This is a genomic window from Rufibacter sp. LB8 (assembly GCF_014876185.1).
Taxonomy (GTDB): Bacteria; Bacteroidota; Bacteroidia; order Cytophagales; family Hymenobacteraceae; genus Nibribacter.
The window spans coordinates 705,219-723,448 of the sequence record NZ_JADALJ010000001.1 but is presented as its reverse complement, the minus strand read 5'-3'; the positions used below and the strand labels follow the sequence as shown (position 1 = coordinate 723,448).

At 50.0% G+C, this 18,230-nt stretch carries 20 protein-coding genes; 14 read left to right on the top strand and 6 right to left on the bottom strand.

Going from position 1 to position 18,230, the window contains the following annotated elements:
- Window positions 1–43 precede the first annotated feature (43 nt).
- Window positions 44–220: a hypothetical protein gene (locus tag IMY23_RS03055; protein ID WP_192820681.1), complete on the bottom strand. Its 177-nt coding sequence runs from the start codon at window positions 218–220 to the stop codon at window positions 44–46.
- A gap of 81 nt (window positions 221–301) precedes the next feature.
- Here IMY23_RS03055 and IMY23_RS03050 point away from each other — a divergent pair, with 81 nt between their 5' ends.
- The gene (locus IMY23_RS03050) at window positions 302–1,324 is read left to right on the top strand and encodes a low specificity L-threonine aldolase (protein ID WP_192820680.1); all 1,023 of its coding nucleotides are present in this window, start codon (window positions 302–304) and stop codon (window positions 1,322–1,324) included.
- Between the two features lie 111 nt (window positions 1,325–1,435).
- On the opposite strand, the gene IMY23_RS03045 is transcribed toward IMY23_RS03050, so the two are convergent.
- A complete protein-coding gene (locus tag IMY23_RS03045; RefSeq protein WP_192820679.1) occupies window positions 1,436–3,499 on the bottom strand; it encodes a family 10 glycosylhydrolase in 2,064 nt (687 codons plus the stop codon).
- Window positions 3,500–3,752: 253 nt separating this feature from the next.
- Between IMY23_RS03045 and IMY23_RS03040 the strand changes: the two genes are divergently transcribed.
- The 4 genes from IMY23_RS03040 (at window position 3,753) to IMY23_RS03025 (ending at window position 7,878) form a co-directional block, all read left to right on the top strand.
- Window positions 3,753–4,574 (top strand): ion transporter, encoded by an 822-nt coding sequence (locus tag IMY23_RS03040; RefSeq protein ID WP_225986396.1) that lies wholly within the window; start codon window positions 3,753–3,755, stop codon window positions 4,572–4,574.
- Between the two features lie 80 nt (window positions 4,575–4,654).
- Window positions 4,655–5,002, top strand: coding sequence for an MmcQ/YjbR family DNA-binding protein (locus IMY23_RS03035; protein ID WP_192820677.1), 348 nt, complete (start codon window positions 4,655–4,657; stop codon window positions 5,000–5,002).
- Between the two features lie 616 nt (window positions 5,003–5,618).
- Window positions 5,619–6,704, top strand: coding sequence for a 3-oxoacyl-ACP synthase III family protein (locus tag IMY23_RS03030; protein ID WP_192820676.1), 1,086 nt, complete (start codon window positions 5,619–5,621; stop codon window positions 6,702–6,704).
- Between the two features lie 37 nt (window positions 6,705–6,741).
- Window positions 6,742–7,878, top strand: a complete 1,137-nt coding sequence (locus IMY23_RS03025; protein WP_192820675.1) for an FAD-dependent monooxygenase — start codon at window positions 6,742–6,744, stop codon at window positions 7,876–7,878.
- Between the two features lie 99 nt (window positions 7,879–7,977).
- Here the strand turns inward: IMY23_RS03025 and IMY23_RS03020 are convergent, their stop codons facing one another.
- The gene (locus tag IMY23_RS03020) at window positions 7,978–8,934 is read right to left on the bottom strand and encodes an aldo/keto reductase (protein ID WP_192820674.1); all 957 of its coding nucleotides are present in this window, start codon (window positions 8,932–8,934) and stop codon (window positions 7,978–7,980) included.
- A gap of 123 nt (window positions 8,935–9,057) precedes the next feature.
- Between IMY23_RS03020 and IMY23_RS03015 the strand changes: the two genes are divergently transcribed.
- Window positions 9,058–9,708: a trans-aconitate 2-methyltransferase gene (locus tag IMY23_RS03015; RefSeq protein ID WP_192820673.1), complete on the top strand. Its 651-nt coding sequence runs from the start codon at window positions 9,058–9,060 to the stop codon at window positions 9,706–9,708.
- 36 nt (window positions 9,709–9,744) lie between these two features.
- Here the strand turns inward: IMY23_RS03015 and IMY23_RS03010 are convergent, their stop codons facing one another.
- The gene (locus IMY23_RS03010; RefSeq protein WP_192820672.1) at window positions 9,745–10,383 is read right to left on the bottom strand and encodes an NAD(P)H-dependent oxidoreductase; all 639 of its coding nucleotides are present in this window, start codon (window positions 10,381–10,383) and stop codon (window positions 9,745–9,747) included.
- A gap of 117 nt (window positions 10,384–10,500) precedes the next feature.
- Here IMY23_RS03010 and IMY23_RS03005 point away from each other — a divergent pair, with 117 nt between their 5' ends.
- Window positions 10,501–10,866, top strand: coding sequence for a helix-turn-helix domain-containing protein (locus IMY23_RS03005; RefSeq protein WP_192820671.1), 366 nt, complete (start codon window positions 10,501–10,503; stop codon window positions 10,864–10,866).
- 96 nt (window positions 10,867–10,962) lie between these two features.
- Here the strand turns inward: IMY23_RS03005 and IMY23_RS03000 are convergent, their stop codons facing one another.
- Window positions 10,963–12,219, bottom strand: coding sequence for a dicarboxylate/amino acid:cation symporter (locus IMY23_RS03000; protein WP_192820670.1), 1,257 nt, complete (start codon window positions 12,217–12,219; stop codon window positions 10,963–10,965).
- A 257-nt stretch (window positions 12,220–12,476) separates the two neighbouring features.
- Here IMY23_RS03000 and IMY23_RS02995 point away from each other — a divergent pair, with 257 nt between their 5' ends.
- The 6 genes from IMY23_RS02995 to IMY23_RS02970 all read left to right on the top strand — a co-directional run bounded on the left by IMY23_RS02995 (window position 12,477) and on the right by IMY23_RS02970 (window position 16,469).
- A complete protein-coding gene (locus tag IMY23_RS02995; RefSeq protein WP_192820669.1) occupies window positions 12,477–12,905 on the top strand; it encodes an antitoxin Xre/MbcA/ParS toxin-binding domain-containing protein in 429 nt (142 codons plus the stop codon).
- Window positions 12,902–13,363, top strand: coding sequence for an RES family NAD+ phosphorylase (locus tag IMY23_RS02990; RefSeq protein WP_192820668.1), 462 nt, complete (start codon window positions 12,902–12,904; stop codon window positions 13,361–13,363). Before IMY23_RS02995 ends, IMY23_RS02990 begins: the two co-directional genes overlap by 4 nt.
- 140 nt (window positions 13,364–13,503) lie before the next feature.
- A complete protein-coding gene (locus tag IMY23_RS02985) occupies window positions 13,504–13,998 on the top strand; it encodes a lipopolysaccharide assembly protein LapB (protein ID WP_192820667.1) in 495 nt (164 codons plus the stop codon).
- 61 nt (window positions 13,999–14,059) lie between these two features.
- Window positions 14,060–14,416, top strand: coding sequence for a hypothetical protein (locus IMY23_RS02980; protein ID WP_192820666.1), 357 nt, complete (start codon window positions 14,060–14,062; stop codon window positions 14,414–14,416).
- A 303-nt stretch (window positions 14,417–14,719) separates the two neighbouring features.
- On the top strand, window positions 14,720–15,178 hold the full coding sequence (locus tag IMY23_RS02975) for a YciI family protein (RefSeq protein WP_192820665.1): 459 nt from the start codon (window positions 14,720–14,722) through the stop codon (window positions 15,176–15,178).
- A 136-nt stretch (window positions 15,179–15,314) separates the two neighbouring features.
- Window positions 15,315–16,469: a sigma-54 dependent transcriptional regulator gene (locus IMY23_RS02970; RefSeq protein WP_192820664.1), complete on the top strand. Its 1,155-nt coding sequence runs from the start codon at window positions 15,315–15,317 to the stop codon at window positions 16,467–16,469.
- Between the two features lie 92 nt (window positions 16,470–16,561).
- Here the strand turns inward: IMY23_RS02970 and IMY23_RS02965 are convergent, their stop codons facing one another.
- Window positions 16,562–17,557 carry an acyl transferase gene (locus IMY23_RS02965; protein ID WP_192820663.1) on the bottom strand — a complete coding sequence of 332 codons (996 nt, stop codon included), beginning with the start codon at window positions 17,555–17,557 and terminating at the stop codon, window positions 16,562–16,564.
- A gap of 45 nt (window positions 17,558–17,602) precedes the next feature.
- Between IMY23_RS02965 and IMY23_RS02960 the strand changes: the two genes are divergently transcribed.
- Complete coding sequence (locus tag IMY23_RS02960; protein ID WP_192820662.1) at window positions 17,603–18,193, top strand: hypothetical protein; 591 nt, start codon at window positions 17,603–17,605, stop codon at window positions 18,191–18,193.
- Window positions 18,194–18,230 lie beyond the last annotated feature (37 nt).

The following is an 18,230-nucleotide window of genomic DNA, read 5'->3' as shown; positions in this document are numbered from 1 at the left end:
TATAGTTTTACCTAAGGCAGCAGGCGAACGTAAAAACGCGAGATTACTCAGCAGCAACCGCAGTGGTGGCGGCTGGGGCGTTGGTAAAGCGGGACTTCAATTCCTCAATATCAACGTTCTTAATTACAGGAACCATCAACAGCTGCTTGATGATGCGCTGCTTGTTGTTTTGTCTCGCCTTATTCTTACGGTCTTTTCTTTTTAATCTTGTAACTGCCATCGGTCAATATTTAAAATTGAATCGCAAAAGTAAGTCATTAATTTTACATTCTCAATAGTTTCCTCAAGAAATATAGACATCATGACCATTGACCTTCGTTCAGATACCGTTACCAAACCCACCCCGGCCATGTTACAGGCTATGTTTCAGGCACCTGTGGGCGATGACGTGTACAGTGAAGACCCCACCGTGCTTGAACTGCAGCAGTATGGGACCAGCTTGTTTGGCATGGAAGCCGGCTTGTTTTGCCCTTCGGGCACTATGACCAACCAGATTGCCATCAAGCTGCACACCCAGCCGCTCTCTGAGGTTATCTGCGAGCGCACCAGCCATATTTACGTGTATGAAGGCGGTGGCATTGCGTTTAACTCGGCGGCTTCTGTGCAGCTGGTGGAAGGCGTGCGCGGCAAGATAACGGCCCAACAGGTGGAAAGCGCCATCAACCCAGACAACATTCATTTCCCGGTCACGCGGTTGGTGTCATTAGAGAATACCTGCAACAAAGGTGGTGGCTCTTATTATACCTTGCCCCAGATTGCGGAAATATCTGCCGTCTGCAAACGCCATGGCATTGCCCTGCACTTAGACGGCGCCCGCGTATTCAATGCCCTGGTGGCCTCCGGCGAGGACGCCCGCGAATACGGCACTTACTTTGACACCATTTCTGTCTGCCTGTCCAAAGGCTTGGGTGCGCCCATCGGGTCTCTCCTACTGGGGCCAAAACCACTGATTGAACAAGCCAAGCGGGTACGAAAGGTATTGGGTGGCGGCTGGCGGCAGGCGGGTTATCTGGCTGCGGCTGGCCTCTATGCGCTGCAGCACAACATCACGCGCCTGCAGGAAGACCATGACAACGCGGCAAGGCTGGGAAAAGCCTTAGCGCAAGCGCCGTACGTGACAAACGTCATGCCCGTGGAAACCAACATCGTGATCTTTACCTTGAGCCCTGAGGTGCCCATTGACGCCTACCTGGCTTACCTGAGCAGCAAAGGCATTCTGGGCACTTCCTTCGGGCCACAACAAGTGAGGCTGGTCACGCACCTGGATCTCACCCCTGCCATGATCACAGTCATTGAAGAGGCCATTGCCACTTATTCTGCTTAGTTAAAAGCAAATCCAATTACACCCAAAACAAGCTTCCCGTTTTGAGGCTCATTTTCAGAAATGAGCCCCAAAACGGGATGCTTTTATTAAAGGCGAAAACTAATCTGCTGCTTACAGGAGAATTACCCGTTGCACGGTACGTTCCCCATCCACCAAAATAATTAACAGATACACGCCCGGGGCCAGCTTGTTGCGGTTCAGCTTCACTGTGTGGTCACCGGCGTTGTATTTCTTGCTGATGGTTTTCATTTTGGTCTGGCCGTCTGTGGAAACCAAGTCAATCTGTACCTCGGCTCTTTTCTTCAGGCTGATGTCCACAAACACGGGGCCTTCAGACGGGTTGGGGTATACTTTCAACTGGTTCACATCCAGCATGTCAGCAATGCCCAGCGGGTCCACCACGTAGCGGTACACCGTAGACCACTCAGACCAGGCGTTGGCTATCTTCACCCGAACTCTAAAGAAATAAGGATTGGGAGCCTGCAAGCCGGTAAATTCTTTCACGTTAACGGTGGCGGCCAAAGCATCAGAAGTCTCTACCATGTCGGTGAACTGCGCGTCTCTGGCAAACTGGTACTGGAAACCTTCAGCGTTGGCCGGAATTTGCCACTCAAACCGTACACTTGGGTTAGAGGATACAGACTCAACCAGGGCTGGTGAGGTCACCACTGGGGCCGGGGCCAGTTTCTCCAGGGTAAACACGTTGCTCAGCGGGCTTTGGTGGTTGCTGGTGCTCAGTTCGGTCACGGCCCAATAAGTTATACCCATGGGAATGTTAGCGGCCGGAATGGTGATGCTCTCGGTGCCTAGCAGGGCCCTGATAGTACCATCTGGCAGGTTGTCTGGGTCGCCGGTAAGCGGAGCGTTGAGGCTGTGCAATACGTAGCGTTTGAAGGCGTGTTGGTTGTTCGCAGCGCGGCTCCAGGTGAAGGTGTATGAACCGTTGCCGTTTTTAACGGCAGTCACGGTCTGCGGTGCTTCAGGGGCATCTTCAGGCAACCATTCCATGGTGGGCGGAATGGCCGGCAAACGGTATACACTATTCTTGAAATTGGTGAAGGTGCTGAGGGTGTTGTTCACTAATAGAGAAGACCTAAAATGTACACTACCCAAGGAATTCTTAGCGCGTTGTTCTCTGGTAATAGCAATCTGATCAGGAACCTGGGTAGAAGTGTAGTTAGTTGTATTTAAAATGTGCCCTGTGTATAAATGTTTTCCGCGGGAAAATGCCTGGTCTGCCCACCATTCTAATAGTTTCCTGAAGTCTTGCGCTCCGCCAATACGCCAATACAATTGCGGTGTGATATAATCTACAGTGCCGGCTTGCATCCACTGCAAAGGATCTGCATAAATTACGTTATAGGCGTCCATGCCTGTAATACCTGCTGGCGTGCCATTTTTCCAGATACCAAAAGGGCTGATACCGAACCGTACGGTAGGCTTGCTCGCTTTTATGCCTTCACTAATGATCCGCATTGACTCATTGATGTTGTGTCTACGCCAGTCGCCAATGCTTCTGCCGCCGCCGTACAAAGCATAAGTAGCTTGGTCTTGGTTAGAAATTTGGTCTGGTGGGTACTGATAGAAATAATCATCAAAGTGAATACCGTCAATGTCATAATTGTCCACCACCTCTTGTACCACATCGGCCACATAGGCGCGAACTTCAGGCAAGCCCGGGTTCAGGATTTTTTTGCCGTTGATGTCAATAATCCACTCTGGTCTTGTTTTGGAGATATGGTTTTCTGCGTAGACAATGGAGGCAGACGTAGAGTAATTTACACGGTATGGGTTTAACCAGGCGTGCAGTTCCAGACCTCTTTTGTGAGCTTCCTCAATGGCATAGGCCAAAGGGTCATACCCCGGGTCTTTGCCTTGAACCCCTGTTAAAAACCTGGACCAAGGCTCATAGCTGGATTTATAGAAAGCATCAGTCTCTGTGCGAACCTGAAAAAACACCACGTTCAGATTAGCTTCTTTGATTCTGTCCAGAATATTACGCAAGGCGGTTTTCTGGCTTTCAGCAGATGCCCCGCGCGAAGGCCAGTCCAGGTTGTCCACGGTGGCCACCCAAATGCCCCTGAACTCACGGTTGTACTGGGTTTGCGCATGGGTTTTTGGTCCTGCTAGGGAAAACAAAACCAGAAGAAGGAAAAGCAGTAATTTGTGTTTCATGTTAGCGTAGGTAAGAAAAGAATGGAAGGCAACCGAAAAAGAAGCCCACAAAAATTGTGAACAGCTGCCAGGTTTTGTTTGCAAAATACCAATAGGGTTTGGGGAAATCAACTATATTTTAAATTTTTTTAAATAGTATGGACCCAAAACGCTCCTCATAAAGACGGGCTCCCAGAATAAATTCAAGGCGACCTGGCCAGAATTAGTTTCCTTTGGTACTTATATTTACAGATCCCCAATAGGAAAAATGCACATGCGCAGCAGACTCCGGAAGCATATTTACATCATCATTCATGGCACCAACACCAAGGCCGGCCGGGCCTTTGACGTGGTGTTGCTGTGGACCATCATGGCCTCTGTGCTCACGGTCACCCTGGAGAGCGTGGCAGAGCTGAACAACAAATACCATGACCTGTTTCTGGTGGCCGAATGGTTTTTCACCATCTGTTTCACCATAGAATACATCCTCCGGATTTACAGCCATCCGCGGCCGCTGGTGTACCTTTTCAGTTTTTACGGTCTCATAGATTTGCTGTCGGTGCTGCCTACGTACCTGATCTGGCTGGTGCCCGGCTACCATTACCTGGTTACTATCAGAATTCTGCGGTTGCTGCGGGTTTTCAGAATTCTCAAACTCACGGCCTACATCCACAACGCCCAAATGCTGAAAAAAGCGTTGGCGGCCAGCATGCACAAAATTCTGGTCTTCATCTTAACCGTCTGCATTCTGGTGCTCATCTTCGGGACTATTATTTACGTGGTGGAAGGCGGCCAGAACGGGTTCACCAGCATCCCGAAGAGCATTTACTGGGCCATTGTCACCATCACCACTGTGGGCTACGGAGACATTACACCCAGCACGGCGCTGGGGCAGGTCATTTCCTCGGTGATCATGCTCATGGGCTACGCCATCATTGCCGTCCCTACGGGCATTGTCACCGTGGAGCTTTCCAAGACCAGCCTGGCCCATGACGCCAGCCTGCAAACCAAAGACAATACCTGCGTGAACTGTGGCCAGGCCCATGTACAGGCCGCCAACTTCTGCAGCAACTGCGGCACCAGCCTAAGAACCTAAACAATACAACCGGTGGTTTTTTCAATTGGAAAGGTTGATAGGTTTGTTTCTTACTTTTGCCTTAGACTTTACCGCGCCTTATGACCTTAGACCAGCTTAGAAGTTTCTGTTTAGCCATGCCCTGCGTGACCGAGGAAATAAAATGGGGCCACGACCTCTGTTTTATGGTAGGCAGTAAGATGTTCTGCGTAGCCAGCCTGGAGGCGCCCCTCACCTTCTCAGTGAAAGTGACCGATGAAAATTTTACCGTGCTCACCGAACAGGCGGGCATGGTGCCGGCTCCTTACCTGGCCAGGTACAAATGGGTGCTGGTGCAGGAACCTGACCGCTTTCTGGTGCCGCAGTTAGAGCAACTCATGGCAGACTCCTACTATCTCATCAGTGCCAAGCTTACCAAAAAAGCGAAACTGGCTGCTGGTCTGGTGTAGAATAGCGCCATCTCACCTTTTATAAATAAAGCCTACTTGACGATTTTGAAATTTCAGCGGTTCCGTTTTCGGGCTTGTTTCTGAAAATGAGCCCGAAAACGGAATTTGAATAAAAGATTGGCGGTCACTGCGTATCTTTGTCACCCATGGAAAACTGGCGAAAATACTTAAAACGAATTGGCGTAGCTGGCTTTTTGTTCTTCCTGATCAAAGGCCTGATCTGGATTTTCATCTTCGCCGGGGGCGCCAAGCTGCTGTTTGATTGACCTAGTTGTCTTTTAAAAGCCGGCTTATATTTTGATTTGCTTCATTTTATTGGAGGAAGCGATGATGCACAAATACTGGTTAATCAGCAGGCGCTTTCAGCATTTGTCAAGGTTTAGGCGCTGATCTTTCTTTAAAATAAGTTTTTTACCAGCCCTCAGGTAGAAGGCCCAGTTTTTGCTCTGTTTCCGGTTTAGAGGCCAAAAACGAATTTTGCTCAAATTTTAATACAATGACGGCGGCTCAATTGCTGACAACCGTATCCGTACTTTTCGCAAAAAGCGGGTATTTCTAACAACAGATGCTATATTGCCTGCGCTGTTCCATCTTAACCCTTTCGGCCCACTTTTTTATGTCAGCTTTATTCCGTTCATCAGTCATTACCGGGTCGGGCCGTTGTATACCAACCAATATTGTCACCAACCAGGAGTTCCTGGGCCATGATTTCTATGATGCCTCTGGCAAGAAACTGGAGAATTTCAACGAAGTCATCATCCGGAAGTTCCAACAAATCACCGGCATACAGGAAAGGCGCTACGCAGACTCCAACCAGGTGGCCTCAGACCTGGGGTTTCTGGCCGCGCAGGAAGCCATCAAAAACGCCGACATTGACCCAGAAACCCTGGACTATATTATTGTGGCCCACAATTTTGGCGATGTGAAAGATGATAACCGCCGCGTGGACATGATGCCCCCGCTGGCCTCCAGAATCAAGCACAAACTGCAGATTGCCAACCCCTACACCGTGGCCTATGACTTGCCGTTTGGCTGCCCCGGTTGGCTCCAAGGCCTTATTCAGGCGCATTATTACCTGCAGTCCGGCGATGCCAAACGTATTCTGGTTATCGGTACTGAGACCCTGTCACGGGTCACGGACCCGCACGACCGCGACAGCATGATTTACTCAGACGGCGCCGGCGCGGTCATTCTGGAAGCCCAGGAAACCGATGCAAAAGTGGGCGTTATCAGCCATTTAACCGTCTCTGACACCCTACAACAAGCCTTCTGGCTGAATTCCTCGCCGTCGTACAACCAGGAACTTTCGCGCCAAGACCTTTATATTAAAATGGACGGCCGCAAAATTTATGAGTACGCACTCACCACGGTCCCTGCCTTAATCAAAGACTGCATCACCAAAGCCGGCCTCACGCTCTCTGACATTGATAAAGTGTTGATTCACCAGGCCAACGAGAAAATGGACGAGGCCATGCTGGAGCGGGTGTTCAAGCTCTACGGTCAGGACCAAATCCCCGAAGGCATCATGCCTATGACCATCAATTCCCTCGGGAACAACTCGGTGGCTACCTTACCGGTGCTGTTTGATTTGGTCACCCGCGGCGAAATGGAAGGCCAGCAGTTGCAGGCTGGCACCAACGTGATTTTTGCGTCGGTGGGGGCGGGTATGAACGCCAACGCTCTGGTGTACAAAATGCCCTAACCGGTTAAGCAGAAAGAAAAGGCGCGTGTCCAGAAAAATGAACATAGGAATTGTAGGCGGCGGCATTGCCGGGCTCACCACTGCCATTGCCCTGCAGAAATTGGGCCTTGCCCCTACCATTTTTGACGCCGCGCCCAAGTTTGAGCCCGTGGGTGCCGGGTTGGCCCTGGCGGCCAATGCCATCAAAGGCTTTCAAAAACTGGGCATTGCCGAAGATGTGATGGCCAAAGGACACGCCCTGGACGGTTTCCATATTTTTGACCAGCACGGCGTCTTGATCAACCGCACCGACAGCCGAGCCATGAGCGCCAAACACGGGCTGGACAATTTTGTGATTCACCGCGCCAACCTGCACCAGGTCTTACTTTCGCATATTCCTTCTGAAAATTTAAAGCCGAACAAAAAAGCCGTAAACGCTACCACCACCAACCAAGGCGTCACGCTCCAGTTTCAGGATGGAACGCAGGAAACCTTTGACCATGTGTTGGTGGCAGACGGCTTGAATTCCGCGCTCAGGCAGCATCTTTTACCGGCTTCGGTGCCGCGGTATGCCGGCTACACCTGTTGGCGCGGTATTATTGACAACCCCGGTTTTGCCGCGAAGTATGCCTCTGAAACCTGGGGAAAACTGGGCCGCGTGGGCTGGACTCCTTTAGCTGACAACAAGATTTATTGGTTTGCCTGCCTCAACGCCCCGGAGAAAAGCAAAGAACTGGCCGCCTGGCAGCCGAAGGACCTGGAAAACCATTTCAAGGCCTATCATCACCCTATTCCAGCGTTGTTTGCGCATACTCAACCAGCGCAACTGCTGTGGCATGACATTCATGATCTGGCGCCTATAAATAGCTACGCGTTTGGTAATATAGTCCTGCTAGGCGATGCCGCCCACGCCACCACGCCCAACATGGGCCAGGGCGCCTGCCAGGCCGTGGAAGATGCCGTGGTGTTCGCTGATGAACTAGGAAAAGACTTTGATTTCAACGCCGCCGGTAAACGGTTTGAAAAGCGCCGATTGGCCCGCACGCACTGGATTACCAATCAATCCAGAACGCTGGGCAAGGTGGCGCAGTCCAGTAATTCGTTGCTTATTCCTGTCCGGAATTTTGCGCTGCGGCACTTGCCCACCTTTGTGAATGAGCGGCAATTGGAGAAAGTCTATTCCGTGGATTTCTAAATTCCATTTTCTCTTTTAAAAGAAAAACCGGTTTCCGTTTTCGGGCTCATTTTCAGAAATGAGCCCGAAAACGGAAGCCGGCATTTGCCATCGCCAACCTTAATTTGAATAAGCGCTGGCTTGGTTAAGCAGTTCTATGTTTTCTGAAGTTAACGTCAGGTGCGCAGCTTGGATCAGGTCGTTAAGTTGCTCCAGGCTGGTGGCGCTAGCAATGGGAGCCGTAATGCTGGGCCTGGCCATGAGCCAGGCCAGGGACACTTGCGCGGGGGTGGCCTGGTGCTGCCCGGCCACCTGGTCCAAAGCTTTTAGAATGGCGAACCCGCGTTCATTCAGAAACTTTTTCACGCCGCCGCCTCTGGGGCTTTTGCCTAAATCGGCCTCTGACCGGTACTTGCCCGTTAAGAACCCGCTGGCCAGCGAATAATAACTGATCACGCCCAACCCTTGTTCCTGGCAAAGCGGTTCCAGTTCCTGCTCAAAACCCTGGCGCTGGTACAAATTGTATTCGGGCTGAAGGCTTTGGTACAGGGGCAGGTTTTGTTTCTGGGCAGTTTCCAGGGCAGATTTCAACCGCTCCGCAGAAAAGTTGGAGGCTCCTATGGCGCGTACTTTGCCTTGTTTGATAAGTTGGTCATAGGCTTCCAGGGTTTCCTCCAAAGGCGTGTTGGGGTCATCTTTGTGCGATTGGTAGAGGTCAATATAGTCGGTCTGCAGTCGCTTCAAAGAGCCTTCCACTGATTTTAAGATGTAGTCTTTGGCCAAACCTTTCTGCCCATCGGCCATTTCCCAGCCTACTTTGGTGGCCAGCACAACTTTATCTCGGTTGCCGCGGGCCTTGAGCCAATGGCCGATGATGGTTTCAGACTCGCCGCCCTGGTGGCCGGGCACCCAAACAGAATACGCGTCGGCGGTGTCTATTAAATTGAAACCTTCAGCGGTAAATGCATCCAACAAGCCAAACGACGTAGCCTGGTCAATGGTCCAGCCAAAAACATTTCCGCCGAAGGCCAGCGGGGCCACGTTTATCCCAGATTTTCCTAAAGTGCGTAGTTTCATAAATTGATTTCGTTTTGAGCTTGTTTACGGATGATATTTCTGAACAGTGTTTCATTCAGGGCAAAATTCTGCCGCTAGAAAGAGAAGATTTGGTAGATTTAACAAAGACCCAACTGTTTGCCTATGGAAAACCAAGAACCAGATGCGTACCAGGAAACCTTTGCCACCTGGAATAAAATGGCCGATCTGTACCAGGAGAAATTCATGGACCTTGCCCTGTACAATGCGTCTTATGATTTTTTCTGTGAGGATTTGCCCCAGAATGCCAGGGTTCTGGACGTAGGCTGCGGCCCCGGCAACATCACCAAATACCTCTTAACCAAACGCCCAGACTTGCAGATTCACGGCATTGACGTGGCGCCCAACATGGTGCAGCTGGCCCAAGTCAACAACCCTTCGGCCACGTTCCAGGTCGTGGACTGCCGGCGTCTTTCTTCCCTGGCCGGTTCATTTGATGGCATTGTCTGTGGCTTTTTCTTGCCTTATCTCTCACAAGCAGAAACAACCGCGTTTCTGGCAGATGCCAGCGCCCGCCTCTCTCCCAACGGAATCCTGTACCTGAGTTTTGTGGAAGGCAACGCGGCTGATTCTGGCTATAAAACCGGCAGCAATGGCAACCGCGTGTACTTTTACTACCACGGTCTGGAACAATTACGAAGCGAGTTACAAGCCAACGCGTTAGAGGAACTTACCCTTTTCAAAGTAGACTACCCGGGCCCTAACCAAACTTCCCAAACGCATACTATTCTGGTGGCAAAGAAAAAGTCCGTCTAGTTTTCACCAAACGGACTCTTGCGTGATGTATAGCCTTTAAGAAAGAACGATTTCCTGGAAGAAGTTTTCTTTGGGCCTGCGTACTTTTTTGGCGTTGGCCAGCGGGTCATTCGCGGTGTCACGGAAACCCAGGGTCATGAGCGACACGCTGCGCAGGCCTTTCTCCTTCAGACCTAAGAGTTCATCTAAGGCGGCGGGCATAAATCCTTCCATGGGCGTGGCGTCTACTTTCTCTGAGGCGGCCGCAGCCAAACCAATACCCAAGCCAATGTACGTCTGTTTGGCTGCCCAATGGAAATTCTCTTCTGGGGTGCCGTTGCTGATCATATTATTGATACTTCCGGCGAAGCCCGCTAACGTGTCCATAGACACACCGCGTTCATCGGCTATCTGTTGCATGTAGGCTTGCACTTGCTGGGTGCTCAAAGGATCCCAGGCGGCAAAAATGAGCAAATGCGAGGCTTCCACAATCTGGGGTTGCTGGAACGCCACGGCTTGGATCTTTTTGCGGGTTTCCAGGTCTTCCACCACCAATACCGTGTAGGGCTGAAAACCCATGGAAGACGGCGACAGCCTGATGGCCTCTAAGATAGTGTCTAGTTTATCTTGGGGAACCTTAGCGCCCGTCATTCTTTTGGTGGCGTAGCGCCATTGTAAATCTTGCAGTAAACCCATTTTGAGAAATTTTATATGTCTATACGTTAATTGTATAAACAAATTTACGTAACTTTGGTTTCTTATTGATACCAATATACATTTGTATAGCAGTGTATTCCAGTAAACCAGAAGATCATGGAAACCATCACCAGTAAAGGCACCGGCCTCTGTATCACGCACATATTACCCATTAGAGACGCCCTTGACATCTTGAGCGGCAAGTGGAAGATTCCTATTATTGTGGCCTTGTGCGTGCATAAACGCCGGTTTAAGGAACTGCACCGCGACGTGACGGGCATTACGGCCAAAATGCTTTCCAAGGAATTGAAAGAGCTGGAAGTAAACAAACTGGTGAAGCGCACCGTGCATGACACCTCCCCGGTGACCGTGGAATATTCCATCACGGAGTACGGCCACAGCCTGGGCCCGGTCATCAATGAGCTCCGCGACTGGGGCCTGAAGCACCGCGACAAAATCATCTATCACCCGGAAGAGGCGTAATACCCTTGCCGTTGCGGTAGATTTATTCAGAACGCATTTTGCCAGAATTCCTGTATTCGGGCTCATTTTTAGAAATGAGCCCGAATACAGGAATTTCTATTTCAGCCAGTGGTTGGCGCGCTCCATGTCAATCTCCTTTTCCCATTTAGAGACTACCACCGTTGCCACGGCATTGCCTACCAGGTTGGTGAGGGCGCGGGCTTCGCTCATGAAACGGTCAATGCCCAGAATCAGCGCCAGGCCGGCCACCGGAATATTGCCCACGGCGGGCAAGGTGGCAGCCAACGTGATGAAACCGCTGCCGGTCACGCCCGCCGCGCCTTTAGACGTCAGCATTAAAATCAGCAACAGCGTAACCTGCTGCCCGAAATCCATGGGCGTGTCTGTGGCCTGCGCCACAAAAACGGCCGCCATGGTGAGGTAAATGGAAGTTCCGTCCAGGTTGAAGGAGTAGCCCGTGGGCACCACCAGGCCCACCACCGGTTTTGAGCAGCCCACGTTCTCCATTTTCTCCATCAAACTAGGCAAGGCCGCCTCTGAGGACGACGTTCCCAAGACAATGAGCAGCTCTTCTTTGATGTATTTGAGCAGCTTGAGAATACTGAAGCCCATGAGTTTCATAATCAGGCCCAGCACCAGAAACACAAACACCACGCAGGTCAGGTAAAAAGCACCCATCAGCTGGCCCAGCGCGCCCAACGACCCTACGCCGTACTTGCCAATGGTGTAGCCCATGGCCCCCAACGCACCCAATGGCGCCACTTTCATAATAATGTGTATCACCGCGAACAATGCCGTGGCCAAAGACTGAATGCCGTTGAACACCGGCCTTCCCTTCGGGCCAATCTTAGACAAGCCAAACCCGAACAGCACCGAGAAAAACAGAATCTGCAGCAAATCGCCTTTGGCCAGGGCATCAATGATATTTTCGGGGATGATGTGTAGAAAGAAATCCAGGGCGCTGGTGTGTTCGGGCTTTTTGCCGCTGGTGAGCGCAGAGAGCGAGTTGGTATCTAAGCTGGCGGCGTCTACGTGCATGCCCACGCCCGGCTCCAGCAAGTTCACCACCAGTAAGCCCAACAACAAAGCCACCGTGGTCAGTACCTCAAAATACAGCAAGGCCTTCACTCCTACCCGGCCAATCTGCTTCATGTCCTGCATGCCGGCAATGCCCGTGACAATGGTGCAGAAAATCACCGGGCCAATCATCATTTTCACCAGTTTAATGAAGGCATCGCCCAGGGGTTTGAGCTGCACCGCCACGTCTGGCAGGAAATGGCCCAGCGTCACGCCCAGCACAATGGCCATAATGACCTGGAAATAAAGACTACCAACCAACGAAGATTTTTTCATGCAGCAGCGAAAGGAGTTTTTGAGAACTTAAGATTACTTAAATTAGCCCAAGCCGCCAAGGTCGCCAGTTTATAAATCCCTTCTGTCTGGTGTGCTCAGATTTGCCGCATTGAATTCTAAGGCCAAAGTCATCATATCCGTTTTCGGGCTCATTTCATGAAATGAGCCCGAAAATGCCCATGCAAAAAACTCTTTCATGACATTTGTCGTTTATTTAAAGACAGTTTTCTATCTTTGATTTACCAACCCTTACCGCCATGGCCAGAACCGCAGATCTTAGCAGCACTCTTTCTACCTACATGGTAGATGACCAGGACATTCTGTTGCTGGTGCAGACTGTGCGCCAGGGAATCAAGTACCCGCTGTTCGTGAAGATTGCCAGCCAGAGCCCGTTTAATCTGAGCGAGTGGTCTGTGTTCCTGCATTTGTCTGAGCGCACCATTCAGCGGTACAAAAAGGAGAAGAAAACCTTTGACCCCATCCACTCAGAGAAAATTCTGGAGGTGACTTTGCTCTACAAGCGCGGCATTGAGGTGTTTGGCTCGCCCGAGAACTTCAACGCCTGGCTGGAGGCGAAGAACGTGGCCCTGGGCGGCATTACGCCCAAAAGCCTGCTAGATACAACCTTCGGCATGAGCCTGCTCAAAGACGAACTCACGCGCATAGAACACGGCGTGTTGGCATGATGGTGTTCCGACTCAGCAAGGGCCTCTATAAAAATGACCTCTCGGGCCGCGGCGCTGAGTTGGCGGGCGGCCGCTGGAATAGCAAAGGCACTGCCCTTCTCTATACCTGTGAGTCGCGCGCGCTCTGCACCACAGAGATTGCCGTGCATACGCCCCTGGGCATAGTGCCCGATGATTATTGGCTGATCACGCTGGAAATTCCAGATACGCTCCCCCTTCAAGTGCTGCCTCCCGCCCAACTCCCACCAGACTGGAACAAATTCCCGCACCCTAACTCCACGCAATTACTGGGCGATGCCTTTGTGCGGGCCGGGGAATTTGTGGTCTTGCAGGTGCCTAGCGCAGTAGTGCACGGTGACCATAACTACCTGCTCAATCCGCGCCACCCAGCCTTCAGCCAAGTGAAATTCCTAAACGCCGAACCATTTCCTTTTGATGAGCGGCTGTTTATTAAGTAGAGTAAGGTTGATGGAATTTATTACCTTGGTGGAGAGGAAATGTTACTGCCATCGCTTAGAAGAAAACCGGCAGAAATAGTGCGGATAAGTGTAGGTGGGTGCGTTTATCCTCTAGTTAGCCACAATAAAAAAAAAATAAAATGGGAATTTTAGACTTCTTCAAAAGTAAAATCACAACTAATCAAGGCGATTTCAAACCTTTCTTTGAGTATTTCAAGAAAAGAAGGTTTGGTACTGAAATGCCAGTTCTAACAGTATTAAGTTACCTTCCTCCTAGTGACAGGGTGATAATTTTGGAACATTTACTTAATCAGGATTCAACTAATTTAGAAATATACAATAAATTATCTTTGGCTTATTTAAAAAGCGGAAACTATCAAAAAGCAATAAGCCTGTTGGATAATGGTAAGAATAAACAAGTCTTGGATTCATTCAATTACTCTGCATTGAAGGACAAAATAGTAACTCTTAATAGAACAAATTCAAACAATCCTAATATTTCCAAAGATTACAATCAGACTCTTGGACTATTAGATGCTAATAAAGCAGCTTTAAGCAATCCTTTTGTGTCTACGCCATCACTTAATGAATTCATGGGAATAATGAGAGAATTTTGTTTAAAGAACTTAAAATAGATTAGACTTCACTGGTTTAATTTTTAACCACATATTAAAAATTTACTTTATAAAAAGAAGCATGGACATTGAAACTATCTTGAAAGAAGGAAAAGATTTTGCGAATTCTCCTTTTGCACCAACGTTTGGTGAGGGAAAAAGAATGCGTAAAGGATTCTCTATTGACTTATTTGTAAATATTGAAAAAAAAGGTATTGGAACAAACCCTAGCAAAATTATAAATGAGGGTGTTGACTATACAATAGACATGTGGAACGAATATAATAATGAGTCAGAAGATGGAGGGATAAGTAATGTTATGAAAGCATTTATTGCTTATGAAGTTTCATGTGGTATTTGCTCAATATATACCAATATAGTGTTAGATATTATTTATCCTCAAATATATTTAGGCGCAGATAAAAAATTTAATGGCTAATTGTTTTTAGATATTCATCTGGCTTAGAAAAAAAATAACAGTGGCTAACATTATATAAACATCATGCTACGGCCGACGGCCTAGCACGTTGTTTATACTAACCGTTGAGCATAAGCAAAAAGGAAGGCTGACAAAATACATTTCAACCCTTACCAGTCTAAAACTGGAACAAAAAAATCACCTTATCGAAAATGATAAAGCTAAAGTTGTTGGTGCGGCATAAATCAATCTTATCATCCTAACAGACAGGTTTTAAACTTCTTTCCTAAGCTTAACAGCAGCACGTTACCCTTCAATACACCTATGAAACAATCTTTTCTCCTAATTCTGTTGCTTTTACTTGTCACCCCAGGTTTCGCGCAAACCGCCAAACAACCCTATAACAAAACGTTGGCAGATTCTTTGGGAGCAGATGAAAACGGCATGAAGAAATATGTGCTGGTCATCTTGAAAACCGGGTCCAACACCACAGAAACCAAAGAGAAAACCGCCAGCCTGTTCAAAGGCCACATGGACAACATCGGCCTGTTGGTGCGCCAGAACAAACTGGTGGTGGCCGGACCCATGGGCAAAAATGACAAGTCGTACCGCGGCATCTTCATTTTGAACGTATCTACCCTGGACGAAGCCCGAAACCTGGTGGATACTGACCCCGCCGTAAAAGGGAAATTGCTGGACGCCGAGTATTATGAATGGTACGGCTCCGCGGCCCTGCCCCTTTACCTGAAATCAACCGACGCCATCACCAGGAAGAACCCATAACCGGGCAGATAACAGAGAGCGCTTTTCCGTTTTCGGGCTCATTTTCAGAAATGGGGCCTAAAACGGAAATCCAGTTCCCGCGTATGTCCCCAAAATAAACCACGTCCCAGACCGTTCGTCTGCAAACAACTTGCCTATGCCTAAAATACTGATTATAGATGATGAGCGCAGCATCAGATACACGCTCAAAGAAATTCTGGAATACGAAAGCTACACCGTAGACGAGGCCGAGGACGGCGAACGCGGCCTGGACATGCTACAGAAATCAAAGTATGACGTAGTGCTCTGCGACATTAAAATGCCCAAGATTGACGGCATGGAAGTGCTGGAGCGCGCCGCCGAACTGGCCCCCGACACGCCCTTCATCATGATTTCGGCGCACGGCACCATTGACACCGCCGTGGAGGCCACCAAAAAAGGCGCCTATGATTTTCTGGTGAAACCACCTGATCTGAACAGGTTATTGGTGTCGGTGCGCAACGCCCTGGACAAAGCTACCTTGGTCACCGAAACCAAATCGCTCAAAAAGAAAATCTCCAAGACGTTTGAGATGGTGGGCGCCTCGCCGGCCTTGGGCAAAGTGAAAAGCGCCATTGACAAAGTGGCTCCTACTGATGCCCGCGTCTTGATCACCGGCCCCAACGGCGCCGGAAAGGAACTGGTAGCCAGGGCCTTGCATGAAAAAAGCAGCCGGGCACAGGCCCCGTTGGTGGAAGTAAACTGCGCGGCCATTCCCAGTGAATTGATTGAGAGTGAGTTGTTTGGCCATGAAAAAGGATCGTTCACCTCGGCGGTGAAGCAGCGCATCGGTAAATTTGAGCAGGCCAACGGCGGCACGCTGTTCTTAGATGAAATCGGGGACATGAGCCTTTCGGCGCAAGCCAAAGTGTTGCGCGCCCTGCAGGAGCATAAAATCACCCGCGTGGGCGGCGACAAAGACATTACCGTGGATGTGCGCGTGGTGGCGGCCACCAACAAAAACCTGCTGGAAGAGATTGAGGCCAAGAATTTCAGGGAAGATTTGTACCATCGCCTGAGCGTGATCTTGATTCATGTGCCGCCTTTGAATGAGCGCCGCGAAGACATTCCTGATCTGGTGACCAAGTTCCTGCAAGACGTGGCCCGCGACTACGGCAACAAACCCAAAGCCATCGCGCCAGACGCCCTTACCTACCTCCAAAACCTGGACTGGCGCGGCAACGTGCGGGAACTGCGCAACGTGGTGGAACGCCTGGTCATCATGAGTGACGAAACCATCACCGAAGAAGACGCCCAACAATTCGCGAAGTAAGTTGCGGGCTTGAGTAAACAGAAGGAGCCGCCACAGGATTGTGGAGGCTCCTTCTGTTTTTGGCCTCGTTTCCAGAAATGAGCCCGAAAACGCTAGCCCATCAACAGGTTGCAGCCCCTGATATCTGAATTATCAAATCGGCCTAAAATTTCAAAGGAACCGTCTGGGTGCAGTTTGCCCAGATCTTTGGTTTCAAGAAACGCGCAGGAATCTACGTTGGCCAGGTCAATCACGTTAACGCCGCCAGAGGCCGGGCCCAACGCAGAAACGGTAAAGGGGTCATTCACATCGCGCACCAGCACCCTGAGCGTCTGGGACGGCTGAAAAATTCCCTGCCCCGTGGAATAGGCCTGCGAAAGCAGCTCGGTCATGCCGTATTCAGAATGGATGTGGGGCACGCCAAAATCCTGGGTCAGGAGTTGGTGAAGCTCCTCCCGAATCATTTCGCGGCGCCGGCCTTTCATGCCACCGGTTTCAAAAATGGTGAGGCCATAAAACTCGCCGGGTTCCACTTCCTCGGCCAAATCCAGCAAGGCGTAGGTTACCCCAAACAAGTAGATCTTCCGGCCCTGGTTTTTGGCTTTCTTAACGGCATCTCTGAGTTCCTGGTGATTTTGCAGGAAAAAACCCGGTTCCTGCTGGCCGGTGGCGTTTATAAAGTAATCCACCATCATTACCAAGGAAGAATCGCCTTGCTCCAGGTAAGACGGCAGCAGCGCCAGCACCGTGCAGCCGGCCAACGGGCCGTACACCTGCTCAAACAAGTGCTGGGCGTGGCGGCAATAAAAATTGGTGTCAGAAACCAAATGCTGGCTGCGCTGTTGCAAAGTGGTGCCGCTGCTTTTAAAGATGGCCTGCGGCACGAAGTCATGACTCACTACCCGGTGCGTCTTAAAAAATTCAATGGGCAGGAAGGGAATATTGGTGAGGTTCTGCACCGCGTCAGGCACACAATTCAAATGCTGCAGGTACGCGCGGTACACGGGGTTATGCTCGGCCTGAAACCGGAACAAGGCCAGCGCCGCCGCCTCAAATTGAGCTGGTTGCAAAGAAGGGAGGTTGCTTTTGAACTCAGAAACGAACGACATCAGGCCAAGGAGAAAATGAGACAACAAAGAAAGCACATGTGCGTTATGATTCGTAACTTAGGTGCTATTTCTTACACCATGAAACGTCAACTCCTCCTTCTTTTCTCGCTGGCCACCTTTTTAGGCATTGGTTCTTGTACCCAGGATCCGGAATTTCCAGATGTGCCTTCCCTTACTTTCCGGGAAGTGGAGCAGTCCGTCATCACTATTCCCAACCAGGGCATCGCAGAATCTTTAATATTAGTGCTGCGCTTCCAGGACGGCAACGGTGACCTGGGCCTATCAAGTGACCGGAGTAGATTTCCGCAGGATTTTGCCGGTGACTTCGCAGACAACATGGCGTACCATTTTAACATAGTGGTGAAGACCTACAAGAAAAATACCGCGGGTGATTTTTTGCCGTTGGTGTTTCAGACCGTTCCTGTCTCCTATTCCGGCCGTTTCCCCCGGGTTTCTACCGAAGACCGCGAAGAACCTCTGGAAGGCGACATCAGGTACACGCTTAATTTTGTAAAGGCCACCACCGGCAATTTCATAAAACGCGGAGATGTGCTTCGGTTTGAAGTCTTTATTTATGACCGTTCTAAAAACAAGAGCAACACGGTTATGTCGCCGGACGTGACTTTCACTTATTAATTTAGAACTTCAGCTAATACTAAAACGGAAAGAGCGC

Excerpts from the sequence above, each read along its gene's own strand:
- IMY23_RS03055 (WP_192820681.1), bottom strand. The coding sequence starts at position 220 with ATGGCAGTTACAAGATTAAAAAGAAAAGACCGTAAGAATAAGGCGAGA.
- IMY23_RS03050 (WP_192820680.1), top strand. The coding sequence starts at position 302 with ATGACCATTGACCTTCGTTCAGATACCGTTACCAAACCCACCCCGGCC.
- IMY23_RS03045 (WP_192820679.1), bottom strand. The coding sequence starts at position 3,499 with ATGAAACACAAATTACTGCTTTTCCTTCTTCTGGTTTTGTTTTCCCTA.
- IMY23_RS03040 (WP_225986396.1), top strand. The coding sequence starts at position 3,753 with ATGCGCAGCAGACTCCGGAAGCATATTTACATCATCATTCATGGCACC.
- IMY23_RS03035 (WP_192820677.1), top strand. The coding sequence starts at position 4,655 with ATGACCTTAGACCAGCTTAGAAGTTTCTGTTTAGCCATGCCCTGCGTG.
- IMY23_RS03030 (WP_192820676.1), top strand. The coding sequence starts at position 5,619 with ATGTCAGCTTTATTCCGTTCATCAGTCATTACCGGGTCGGGCCGTTGT.
- IMY23_RS03025 (WP_192820675.1), top strand. The coding sequence starts at position 6,742 with ATGAACATAGGAATTGTAGGCGGCGGCATTGCCGGGCTCACCACTGCC.
- IMY23_RS03020 (WP_192820674.1), bottom strand. The coding sequence starts at position 8,934 with ATGAAACTACGCACTTTAGGAAAATCTGGGATAAACGTGGCCCCGCTG.
- IMY23_RS03015 (WP_192820673.1), top strand. The coding sequence starts at position 9,058 with ATGGAAAACCAAGAACCAGATGCGTACCAGGAAACCTTTGCCACCTGG.
- IMY23_RS03010 (WP_192820672.1), bottom strand. The coding sequence starts at position 10,383 with ATGGGTTTACTGCAAGATTTACAATGGCGCTACGCCACCAAAAGAATG.
- IMY23_RS03005 (WP_192820671.1), top strand. The coding sequence starts at position 10,501 with ATGGAAACCATCACCAGTAAAGGCACCGGCCTCTGTATCACGCACATA.
- IMY23_RS03000 (WP_192820670.1), bottom strand. The coding sequence starts at position 12,219 with ATGAAAAAATCTTCGTTGGTTGGTAGTCTTTATTTCCAGGTCATTATG.
- IMY23_RS02995 (WP_192820669.1), top strand. The coding sequence starts at position 12,477 with ATGGCCAGAACCGCAGATCTTAGCAGCACTCTTTCTACCTACATGGTA.
- IMY23_RS02990 (WP_192820668.1), top strand. The coding sequence starts at position 12,902 with ATGATGGTGTTCCGACTCAGCAAGGGCCTCTATAAAAATGACCTCTCG.
- IMY23_RS02985 (WP_192820667.1), top strand. The coding sequence starts at position 13,504 with ATGGGAATTTTAGACTTCTTCAAAAGTAAAATCACAACTAATCAAGGC.
- IMY23_RS02980 (WP_192820666.1), top strand. The coding sequence starts at position 14,060 with ATGGACATTGAAACTATCTTGAAAGAAGGAAAAGATTTTGCGAATTCT.
- IMY23_RS02975 (WP_192820665.1), top strand. The coding sequence starts at position 14,720 with ATGAAACAATCTTTTCTCCTAATTCTGTTGCTTTTACTTGTCACCCCA.
- IMY23_RS02970 (WP_192820664.1), top strand. The coding sequence starts at position 15,315 with ATGCCTAAAATACTGATTATAGATGATGAGCGCAGCATCAGATACACG.
- IMY23_RS02965 (WP_192820663.1), bottom strand. The coding sequence starts at position 17,557 with ATGTCGTTCGTTTCTGAGTTCAAAAGCAACCTCCCTTCTTTGCAACCA.
- IMY23_RS02960 (WP_192820662.1), top strand. The coding sequence starts at position 17,603 with ATGATTCGTAACTTAGGTGCTATTTCTTACACCATGAAACGTCAACTC.